Raw genomic sequence first — 8,990 nt, forward strand, 5'->3', positions numbered from 1 at the left:
CCGACCATGAAATTCAACCATTGGGCCGTGTTGCCAGCGGCGATTGCGCTCGCGGCACTGGCGGCCACCGGTGTCGCGTTGGGCGAGGCCGATGACGGCGATGCCTCGCCGATCTACGGCGTGAAGCTGCCGAAAAACTATCGCCAGTGGGCGCTGATTGCTCCTGCTCAGGAGGCCGCGCCGCTGGATGAACTGCGCGCGGTGCTGGGCAATGACCGGGCGATCAAGGCTTACCAGAGCAAGACGCTGCCGTTTCCCGACGGCACGGTGCTGGTGAAGCTGGCGTGGAAACACGTGCAGTCGCCGGAATTCGAGCCGGCCTCGATTCCGGGGGCGGCCACCACCGTTCAGGTGATGGTCAAGGATTCGCGCAAATACGCCTCGACCGGTGGCTGGGGATTCGGCCGGTTCATCAACGGCAAACCCACCGACGAAGCCCAGCACCAGACCTGTTTTGCCTGCCATCAGGCGCGGGTGCAAAACCACGATTTTGTCTTCACCCGATACGCTCCCTGAATCCGTCATACGAGGAACATCCACATGAAAAAAACACTGACTGCGCTGAGTATCGCTGTAGGCCTGTGCCTGGGCGCCAATGCCTTCGCCCAAACCGCCAAACCCACGGTCGTGCTGGTGCACGGCGCGTTTGCCGACGCGTCGAGCTGGAACGGCGTGGCGAAAATTCTCGAGAAGGACGGCTACACGGTGATCGCCGCCGCCAATCCGTTGCGCGGCGTCAAGAGCGATGGCGCAGCGGTATCGGCATTGCTGAGCAGCATCCAGTCGCCGGTGGTGCTGGTCGGTCACTCTTATGGCGGCAACGTCATCAGTGATGCGGCCAACGATCATGCCAATGTCAAAGCGCTGGTCTACGTCAGTGCCTTTGCCCCCGAGGCGGGTGAAACCGTCGCCGGGTTGGCCGGCAAGTTTCCCGGCAGCACGCTCGGACCAACGCTGGCACCACCCGTTGCACTGGCCGATGGTGGCAAGGACTTGTACATCCAGCAGAGCAAGTTCCACGATCAGTTCGCCGCCGACGTCCCTGCTGCACAAGCGGCCCTGATGGCCGCGACCCAGCGCCCGGTCACCGAAGCAGCGCTGAACGAGCAGGCCGGAACGCCTGCCTGGAAACACATTCCGTCGTGGTACATCTACGGTGACAAGGACAAGAACATCCCGCCCCAGGCGATGGCGTTCATGGCCAAGCGTGCAGATGCCAAGGCAGTCGAAGTGGTGAAGGGCGGCTCTCACGTGGTGATGGTGTCGAACCCGGCACCGGTGGCCCGATTGATTGAAAAAGCCGCTGCGGCCAACTGAAAACCTGCGACGTGCCAAGGCGCGTCGCAGGTCTGTCACCCCCGGCTCAGGCAGCGGACACCTGCGGCGATGTTGCCGGTGCCAGCCTGAGCAGTGGGGTGATGCCGAGCATCAACAGCAGTACCGCGAACAGCAAGGTGTACGCCGGGCCAAAGTGTCCGGCGTATTCGCGCAGGGCACCGAACAACAGCGGCCCGAGCGCGGCGATCAGGTAACCGATGAACAACATGAACACCGTCCACAATCCGGCCTGTTCGCTGGTGCTGGCGTGATCCAGCGGCAAGGTCATGGCCACGGTGAAGCCCATGCCCAGCCCGATGGCCGCGAGCACCACATACAGCATCGGCCAGTACGCCGGCAGGAACGCCATGCCGCCCACCCCCAGCAGGGCCAGCAACGCCGACAATCCGAGCAAACCGCGCCGGTCGTGGGCCTTGCCCGGAATCAGTCCCGCACCCACGCTGGCGACGGCGAACACTGCAGTAAAAATGCCCAGCAGAACGCCTGGGGAAACAATCGACGTGGCCGCTTCTACCGAGGCAGGCGCCATCCAGGCGAAGAGGGCGTAGACCACGAATTGCCCGGCACCGAAATTCAACGCGATCAGCCACGCCTGCGGATTGCCCCAGGGCAGGCGTTTGCTCGGGTTCGACGGCGATTTCACGGCGGGTGCCGGTGTCGCAAAACGGCGTGCCATCCAGACCCAACTGGCGATGGCGGTGAGGCACAGCACGCTCCAGACTCCGGCACTGACCCGCCAGTCCCGCGCCAGCTCGGCAATCGGCGCGCTGAGCACCGCCGCGAGGGTTGCGCCCAGACTCAGGCCGCCGGCGTAGATGCCCATGAACAGCGCCGGTCGTTGCGCAAAGTGGGTCTTGATCCACGCGCCGGTCATCGCGCCGGCGACGGCAATCCCGATGCTGGCGAAGAACGTACTGCCGAGCAGGAAGAATGCATTCGGCGAGATCGCCCGTAGCAAGGTCGAGGCGCCCAACAGTGTCAGCGCAACAACCACACTGCGATCGATTCCGAAGCGCCTGGCCAGGCTCGGAACCACCAGCGCGAACACGCCCATGCAGACATCGGGAATCGAGGTCAGCAGCGCCGCCTGGGTGTAGCTCAACTGGAAGTGCTGCTGGATCAACAGCAGAATCGGCCCCACCGAAATGATCGGCGGCCGCAGGGCGATGGACAGGATCAGCAGACCGATCACCGCCGTGACGCTCTGCTGGTGGCCGGAGAGATTGCGGGTGATTGCCATGGGAAAGGCCTCATTGATGAACAATGAGCGCAAGGCTAACAATGGGCCGGCCATGGAAAATGCCAGGATTTGTCGCCAAAGTGACAATCGGCGCATTACCACGATCAACGTCTGTTTTCAGGAGAAAACACTCGATGAAACAAGAGGTGCGCAAGGTCGTCGCAAAGCGAGAATCCTCGCCGCGCAGCGAACGTTATCCCGACTATCAGGATGTGCCGCGCGTAATGACCGTGCTGGTGCGCGATCAGGCCACCGGCGAGTACAACGAACCGCACGTGCATCGGCACGGGCAGTTGCTGTATGCCTCGAACGGCGTGATGCGGGTGGTCACCGAGCGCGGGTTGTGGATCCTGCCGCCGAAGCGGGCGCTGTGGATTCCGCCCGGAATGATCCACGACCAGTTGATGCTCAGCGCGGTGAAAATGCGCTCGATCTACATCGAGCCGCAGGTCTGCGCCGGGCTGGGCCCACACTGCAAAGTGCTGGAGATCCCCGGACTGTTGCGCGAGTTGATTCTGGCCCTGGCCGACCAGCCGATCGAATACCCGCAGGAAGGGCGCAACGCGCACATCGTGGCGTTGATACTCAGTGAACTGCAGGCGGCGCGGACGTTGCCGATCGAAGTGCCGTGGCCGGTCGACAGGCGACTGGTCACGGTCTGCGAGGCGATTCTGCAGGACCCCGGACAAGACCATTCGATCGGTTATTGGGCAGACCGGGTGGGCGCCAGTTCGCGCACGCTGATTCGCTTGTTCGTCAATGAAACCGGCCTGAATTTCCGCCACTGGCTGCAGCAGGTGCGGTTGGCGACCGCCATCGACCGGCTCGACAAGGGGCAATCGGTGGGCGTTACCGCCCGTGACCTGGGCTACGCCAGCCAGAGTGCCTTCAGTGCGATGTTCAGACGGGTGATGGGCGAATCGCCCCGTGAATTTCTCGTTCGCGATTAGGGCATTCCGGCGACTCCGATACCTTTGTATTCTGTCGTCGAAGGGAGGCGGGTGGTATCAATGACACTGCTGTTGCAGGTGCACTGAACACCCAGCCTCGTTCCGCGAGGAACCTTCGAAGAGTGAGAATCCTGATGCTTTTATACCTATCGACCTGGTCCGAAATCGCCCAATTCCTCGAACGCAGCCGCACCATCGTCATCCCGATCGGTTCCAACGAACAGCACGGGCCGACCGGCCTGCTGGGCACCGACTGGATGTGCCCGGAAATCATCGCCCATGAAGCGCAGAAAAACGCCGACATCCTGATTGCTCCGACCTTCAACATCGGCATGGCGCAGCATCACCTCGGTTTCCCCGGCACCATCTCGCTCAGGCCTTCGACCTTCATCGCCGCCATCGCCGACTGGACCCGTTCGCTGGCCGCCCACGGCTTTGAAAAGATCTTTTTCCTCAATGGCCACGGCGGCAACATCGCGTCAATCGAAGCGGCGTTTTCGGAGCTGTACGCCGAAGCGAGTTTCGCCCGACGCAAAGCCGGGTTCGCCCTGAAGCTGTGCAACTGGTGGGATCTGGAAGGGGTCAACGAGCTGGCGCGCGACCAGTTCCCGACCGGCCACGGCATTCATGCGACCCCATCGGAAATCGCTGTGACCCAATGGGCCTACCCCGACTCCATCAAGTCGGCCGACTACTCGCCGCAGATCGCCAATTGGGGGCCGATCCGGGAAGCGGCGGATTTTCGCGCCCGTCACCCGGACGGCCGCATGGGCTCGGACCCGGCCCAGGCTTCGCCGGAAAAAGGTCGGCAACTGGTGGAAATGGCCGCTCGCGGTCTGGTGCAGGAGGTGCAAGCCTTCAGCCGCGAATCATTGCCCGACTGAACCGTCACCCTGATCAACGCCCGGATGTTCCGGGCGTTGCTGTTTCAACCCCTTAGGAATCTCGACATGTGGACTATCAAGCACAGCTACATCGATGGCGCGTTCGTGCCCGTTCAGGGCAGCGAAACGATCGAATGCATCAACCCGGCGACGGAGTCCGTCATCGGGACGGTGACTCTGGCCAATCGCGATGATGCCAGGCAAGCCATCGCCGCCGCACAGCGAGCGCAAGTCACGATGGGCCGCACCTCGAAAGCCGAGCGCATCGACATGCTCAGGCGCCTTCAGGCAGCGGTGCTGGAGAGCACCGAAGAAATTCGCGATACCGCCATCGAGGAATACGGCGCACCGTTGGCCCGTGCGCAATGGGTCAGCCAGTACGCGTCGCAGTCCTTTGCCAACACAGCGCAGGTGCTGGAGAACTACGATCTTGTCCGGCCTGTGGGCCGGGCAATGGTCGTGATGGAACCGGTCGGGGTGTCGGCATTGTTCGCACCCTGGAACAGCACCGCCGGTACGGTGTGCAGCAAACTGGCGGCGGCGATTGCCGGCGGCTGCGCCTCGGTCATCAAGCCGAGCGAACTCAGCCCGTTGCAGACCCAGGTGCTCGCGCTCGCCTTGCACCGTGCGGAACTGCCAAACGGGGTGATCAATATTGTCTCGGGCCGTGGCGGCGAAGTGGGCGACGAGATCAGCACCAGCCCGCACATTGCGAAGATTTCGTTCACCGGCTCCACGGCAACGGGGAAGCTCATCGCCCGCGCGGGTATCGAGACCATGAAGCGGGTGAGCCTGTCGCTCACCGGCAAGTCGGCATCCATCGTGCTCGACGACGCGGATCTTGACGTGGCCATCCCCATGGCACTGAATGCCGCCTTCATGAACAACGGTCAGGCCTGTGTGGCCGGCACGCGGCTGTTGGTGCCGCGCACGTTCTTGTCGCAGGTGATCGAACGGGTAAAAGCCCTGGTCGACGCGACAGTGGTCGGTGATCCACAGAACCCGGCGACCGCCATCGGCCCGTTGGTCAACCAGGCGCAGTTTGATCGCGTGCAGGGCTTTATCCGGCGCGGGCTGGAGCAGGGCGCGCGATTGATCGTCGGCGGCGAGGGCCGGCCTGTTGGCCTGAGCCAAGGCTACTTCGTGAAACCCACGGTATTTGCCGACGTCAGCAACGACATGGACATCGCCCGGGAAGAGATTTTCGGCCCGGTGCTGTCGATCATTGCCTATGACGATGAAGAGGACGCGGTCCGCATTGCCAATGCCAGCGTCTACGGATTGCAGGCCTATGTGTTCACCCGCGAGGTGGAGCTTGGCCGACGCATCGCTGCGCGTCTGGAGGCCGGTTCGGTGTTGATCAACCGGATCGCGCCGGAACTGCTGGCGCCGTTTGGCGGGGTCAAGCAGTCGGGGATCGGCAGGGAATTTGGCGTGTCCGGGCTGGAGGCGTTTCTTGAAGCGAAAAGCATCGTGGAGGACTGACAAAGGCAGCAGGGCAAACAGGATTAATCCTGCTTGCCCTGCTTTCGTCATTGCGGATCAGCCCAGCGCTTCGATGGCCTGCGCAACACCTGCACCGTACGCCGGATCGGCGCGGGTGCAGTTATCGATATGGCGTTGCCGGGTCTGAGCGCTGGCGCCATGGATCGAGCGCGCGGTGTTCTCGAACAAAACCTGTTGCTGGGCGGGCGACATGGCCCGGAACAGCGCGCCCGGTTGCGAGAAGTAGTCGTCGTCCTCGCGGTGATTCCAGTGTCCAGCGCTGCCTTTCAGGGCCAGCGGTGGTTCACTGAAATCCGGTTGCTCGGCCCACTCGCCATAGCTGTTGGGCTCGTAGCCGATGGTGCTGCCCGCGTTCGCATCGGTGCGCATCTGGCCGTCCCGGTGATAGCTGTTGACCGGGCAGCGCGGCGCGTTGACCGGGATCTGATGATGATTGACGCCGACGCGATAGCGCTGCGCATCACCGTAGGAGAACAGGCGGGCCTGGAGCATTTTGTCCGGTGAGAAGCTGATGCCGGGCACCACGTTGGCCGGGTTGAAGGCCGCTTGTTCGACGTCGGCGAAGTAGTTGTCGGGGTTGCGGTTGAGTTCGAGGATGCCGACTTCGATCAGCGGGTAATCCGCGTGGGGCCAGACTTTGGTCAGGTCGAACGGGTTGATCGGGTAGGTCTCGGCGTCCAGCTCCGGCATCACTTGTACGTAGAGCTTCCATTGCGGGAAGTGGCCTTCTTCGATGGCGTTGTACAGGTCGCGCTGGGCGCTTTCGCGGTCATCGCCGATCAGGGTCGCGGCTTGTTGATCGGTCAGGTTTTCGATGCCTTGTTGGGTCTTCCAGGTGAACTTCACCCAGAAACGCTCGTTCGCCGGGCTGATGAAGCTGAAAGTGTGGCTGCCGAAACCGTGCATGTGGCGGTAGGTGCGCGGCAGTCCACGGTCGCTCATGACAATCGTGACCTGGTGCAGCGCTTCGGGCAGCAGTGTCCAGAAATCCCAGTTGTTGCGGGCGCTGCGCATGTTGGTGCGAGGGTCGCGTTTGACCGCGTGGTTGAGGTCGGGGAATTTCAACGGATCGCGCAGAAAGAACACCGGCGTGTTGTTGCCCACCAGGTCCCAGTTGCCTTGCTCGGTATAGAACTTGATGGCGAATCCACGGATGTCACGCTCGGCATCCGCCGCGCCGCGCTCACCAGCCACGGTCGAAAAGCGGACGAACACATCGGTGGTCTTGCCCACGCTGGAAAACAGTCTGGCCTTGGTGAAACGGGTGATGTCGTGGGTGACGGTGAAGGTGCCGAACGCGCCGGAACCCTTGGCGTGCATGCGCCGCTCGGGGATGACTTCCCGATCGAAGTGCGCAAGTTTTTCCAGCAACCATACGTCCTGCAACAGCATCGGGCCTCGCGGGCCGGCGGTCTGTACGTTGTTGTTATCAACCACTGGCGCGCCGGCGGCGGTCGTTAGCTTGTTCATGCGCAACTCCTGGCTTTTGTCGGTTATCCCGTCATCACATCAAAAGCCCCGGGCGCTATCTATTGCACCATGGTGTCGCCGGATAGTACGAAGGTGTGGTTGGAATGGATTGCGTTTTGGTGTCGGCAAAAGACGGATCAGGCGAGGGTGATGCTGACCTTGATGTTGTTGCGCGTGGCCTTGGAGTAGGGGCAGTTCTGGTGCGCTGCGTCGATCAGTTGTTGCGCCACTTGCGGCTCGATCTCCGGCAGCGACACCGCCAGTCTCGCCTGCAGGAAAAAACCGTGCTCCCCGTGGACCAGGTCAATTTGAGCATCGACCCCGGCCGTTGCCGGAAAACCGATCTTGCGCGCGTTGCAGGCATGGCGCAGCGAGCCGAGGAAACAGGCCGACCAGCACACGGCGAACAATTGCTCGGGGTTGGTTCCGGTGCCGGGCGCACCCGGTGGCGACAGCTTGAGATCCAGTCGGCCATCGTCACTGCGTCCTGTGCCCTCGCGGCCGCCTGTGGTGCAGGTATGCGCGGAGTAGAGGGTTTTTTCGATATCGATCATGGGCATTCCCTGAAGAGCATTTCACAGCGAGAAGGACGGTTCATGTTGCCCGTGTGGTTTCATGACATTCACGTACGGACGCACCCGCCAGTGCGTCGGCCGTGGCCACGGCGTCAGTGCCGCGATGGCCCAGGCTGTTGAGCAGAGTGGAGCGTGCGATCTCGATCAGCCAGGCCCGAAATGGAAAGCTGGGGTCATGGGCGGCCTGTTCCTGATAGAGCGCCCTGAAGGCTTGCTGAACGAGGCCGCCGGTGTCTTCACGACGGATCCGGCCGGCCTGCACCTGACCCTCGTAAAAGGCGATGAGCAACGGCGTCACCGTCGCGAACAGCTGTTGCGCTTCACCTCGGCCATGCCTGACGGCGCCCGCGACCAAGGCATACAGTTCGTCGTTGCCGAGCCGGTCAGCCTCGCACAGGCAATTGTCGCGATAACCTTCAGCCATGGTCGAATCCCTCACAGAACCATCGTTCGACTGAGCGAGGCGACCGTAACGGTTCGCGGGTGGCCTGGCGTTCAGCGGTAAGATTCAAGCCTGCCTTCACTGCCGAATGACTGCCAGTTATGCGTTGTTAGCGCTTGTTAGCGCTCGTCCGGTGCAGTACTTGGTGTGGTGATTTTTCCGTCGGCCGATCAAGACTCTGCGGTGGTTTCCCATGCCCTGTGTCTGGAAGAAATGGCGGGGCGGTGTATGAGCATTTATGACATCCCTGTCTCTTTGCCATCGTCACAATCGCGTAGGAGACGTCTGATATTTATTTCGCAGATTTCCTACATTTTGTTTGCCTCCCTAACAAAAAACGTGGTTATTATCCGCCGGCGCTTCGGGTCACAAACCCGGCGCCAGAAGATTGCCGCGTGTCTACAGGCCCGGCAGTCGCAGCCGATCGGGACCACCCTGGCGCTGTCATCCCCGCGCAGGTTGTTCCTCGTCGTTGACCCTCAAATGGAAGTCGAGGTTTCAATTGGTCACGCGGTTTGCAATCGTCGATGCAATGAACGGGGCGACGTCTGTCGCCAATGATCCGGCCCACTTTCCAGTTGCCTG

9 protein-coding genes are annotated in these 8,990 nt (G+C 62.1%); 5 read left to right on the forward strand and 4 right to left on the reverse strand.

Features of this window, described 5'->3' with window-relative positions:
• The first annotated feature begins 6 nt into the window (after nucleotides 1–6).
• Together CAF63_RS20255 and CAF63_RS20260 are read left to right on the forward strand one after the other, a co-directional pair.
• Nucleotides 7–516 (forward strand): cytochrome P460 family protein, encoded by a 510-nt coding sequence (locus CAF63_RS20255; RefSeq protein ID WP_085688410.1) that lies wholly within the window; start codon nucleotides 7–9, stop codon nucleotides 514–516.
• Between the two features lie 24 nt (nucleotides 517–540).
• Nucleotides 541–1,317, forward strand: a complete 777-nt coding sequence (locus tag CAF63_RS20260) for an alpha/beta fold hydrolase (protein ID WP_085688145.1) — start codon at nucleotides 541–543, stop codon at nucleotides 1,315–1,317.
• Nucleotides 1,318–1,363: 46 nt separating this feature from the next.
• Here the strand turns inward: CAF63_RS20260 and CAF63_RS20265 are convergent, their stop codons facing one another.
• Nucleotides 1,364–2,578 carry a CynX/NimT family MFS transporter gene (locus tag CAF63_RS20265; RefSeq protein ID WP_085688147.1) on the reverse strand — a complete coding sequence of 405 codons (1,215 nt, stop codon included), beginning with the start codon at nucleotides 2,576–2,578 and terminating at the stop codon, nucleotides 1,364–1,366.
• 134 nt (nucleotides 2,579–2,712) lie between these two features.
• On the opposite strand from CAF63_RS20265, the gene CAF63_RS20270 reads away from it, so the two are divergent.
• The 3 genes from CAF63_RS20270 to CAF63_RS20280 all read left to right on the forward strand — a co-directional run bounded on the left by CAF63_RS20270 (nucleotide 2,713) and on the right by CAF63_RS20280 (nucleotide 5,897).
• The gene (locus CAF63_RS20270; protein WP_085688149.1) at nucleotides 2,713–3,528 is read left to right on the forward strand and encodes a helix-turn-helix transcriptional regulator; all 816 of its coding nucleotides are present in this window, start codon (nucleotides 2,713–2,715) and stop codon (nucleotides 3,526–3,528) included.
• Between the two features lie 134 nt (nucleotides 3,529–3,662).
• Nucleotides 3,663–4,412 carry a creatininase family protein gene (locus tag CAF63_RS20275; RefSeq protein WP_039771048.1) on the forward strand — a complete coding sequence of 250 codons (750 nt, stop codon included), beginning with the start codon at nucleotides 3,663–3,665 and terminating at the stop codon, nucleotides 4,410–4,412.
• A 66-nt stretch (nucleotides 4,413–4,478) separates the two neighbouring features.
• Nucleotides 4,479–5,897, forward strand: a complete 1,419-nt coding sequence (locus CAF63_RS20280; protein ID WP_085688151.1) for an aldehyde dehydrogenase family protein — start codon at nucleotides 4,479–4,481, stop codon at nucleotides 5,895–5,897.
• Nucleotides 5,898–5,954: 57 nt separating this feature from the next.
• Here CAF63_RS20280 and CAF63_RS20285 read toward each other — a convergent pair whose 3' ends face one another.
• From CAF63_RS20285 to CAF63_RS20295, 3 genes are all read right to left on the reverse strand, one after another.
• Nucleotides 5,955–7,388, reverse strand: coding sequence for a catalase (locus CAF63_RS20285; RefSeq protein ID WP_085688153.1), 1,434 nt, complete (start codon nucleotides 7,386–7,388; stop codon nucleotides 5,955–5,957).
• A gap of 137 nt (nucleotides 7,389–7,525) precedes the next feature.
• Entirely contained in the window at nucleotides 7,526–7,942 is a 417-nt protein-coding gene (locus CAF63_RS20290; RefSeq protein WP_085688155.1) for an organic hydroperoxide resistance protein, read from the reverse strand.
• Between the two features lie 40 nt (nucleotides 7,943–7,982).
• Nucleotides 7,983–8,387 carry a hypothetical protein gene (locus CAF63_RS20295; protein ID WP_085688158.1) on the reverse strand — a complete coding sequence of 135 codons (405 nt, stop codon included), beginning with the start codon at nucleotides 8,385–8,387 and terminating at the stop codon, nucleotides 7,983–7,985.
• Nucleotides 8,388–8,990 lie beyond the last annotated feature (603 nt).

This window comes from Pseudomonas sp. B20(2017), from assembly GCF_002113125.1.
Classification (GTDB): Bacteria; Pseudomonadota; Gammaproteobacteria; order Pseudomonadales; family Pseudomonadaceae; genus Aquipseudomonas.

Bases quoted from the DNA above. Each gene is read 5' to 3' on its own strand.
- CAF63_RS20260 (WP_085688145.1), top strand. From the start codon at position 541: ATGAAAAAAACACTGACTGCGCTGAGTATCGCTGTAGGCCTGTGCCTG.
- CAF63_RS20265 (WP_085688147.1), bottom strand. From the start codon at position 2,578: ATGGCAATCACCCGCAATCTCTCCGGCCACCAGCAGAGCGTCACGGCG.
- CAF63_RS20295 (WP_085688158.1), bottom strand. From the start codon at position 8,387: ATGGCTGAAGGTTATCGCGACAATTGCCTGTGCGAGGCTGACCGGCTC.
- CAF63_RS20285 (WP_085688153.1), bottom strand. From the start codon at position 7,388: ATGAACAAGCTAACGACCGCCGCCGGCGCGCCAGTGGTTGATAACAAC.
- CAF63_RS20280 (WP_085688151.1), top strand. From the start codon at position 4,479: ATGTGGACTATCAAGCACAGCTACATCGATGGCGCGTTCGTGCCCGTT.
- CAF63_RS20255 (WP_085688410.1), top strand. From the start codon at position 7: ATGAAATTCAACCATTGGGCCGTGTTGCCAGCGGCGATTGCGCTCGCG.
- CAF63_RS20290 (WP_085688155.1), bottom strand. From the start codon at position 7,942: ATGATCGATATCGAAAAAACCCTCTACTCCGCGCATACCTGCACCACA.
- CAF63_RS20270 (WP_085688149.1), top strand. From the start codon at position 2,713: ATGAAACAAGAGGTGCGCAAGGTCGTCGCAAAGCGAGAATCCTCGCCG.
- CAF63_RS20275 (WP_039771048.1), top strand. From the start codon at position 3,663: ATGCTTTTATACCTATCGACCTGGTCCGAAATCGCCCAATTCCTCGAA.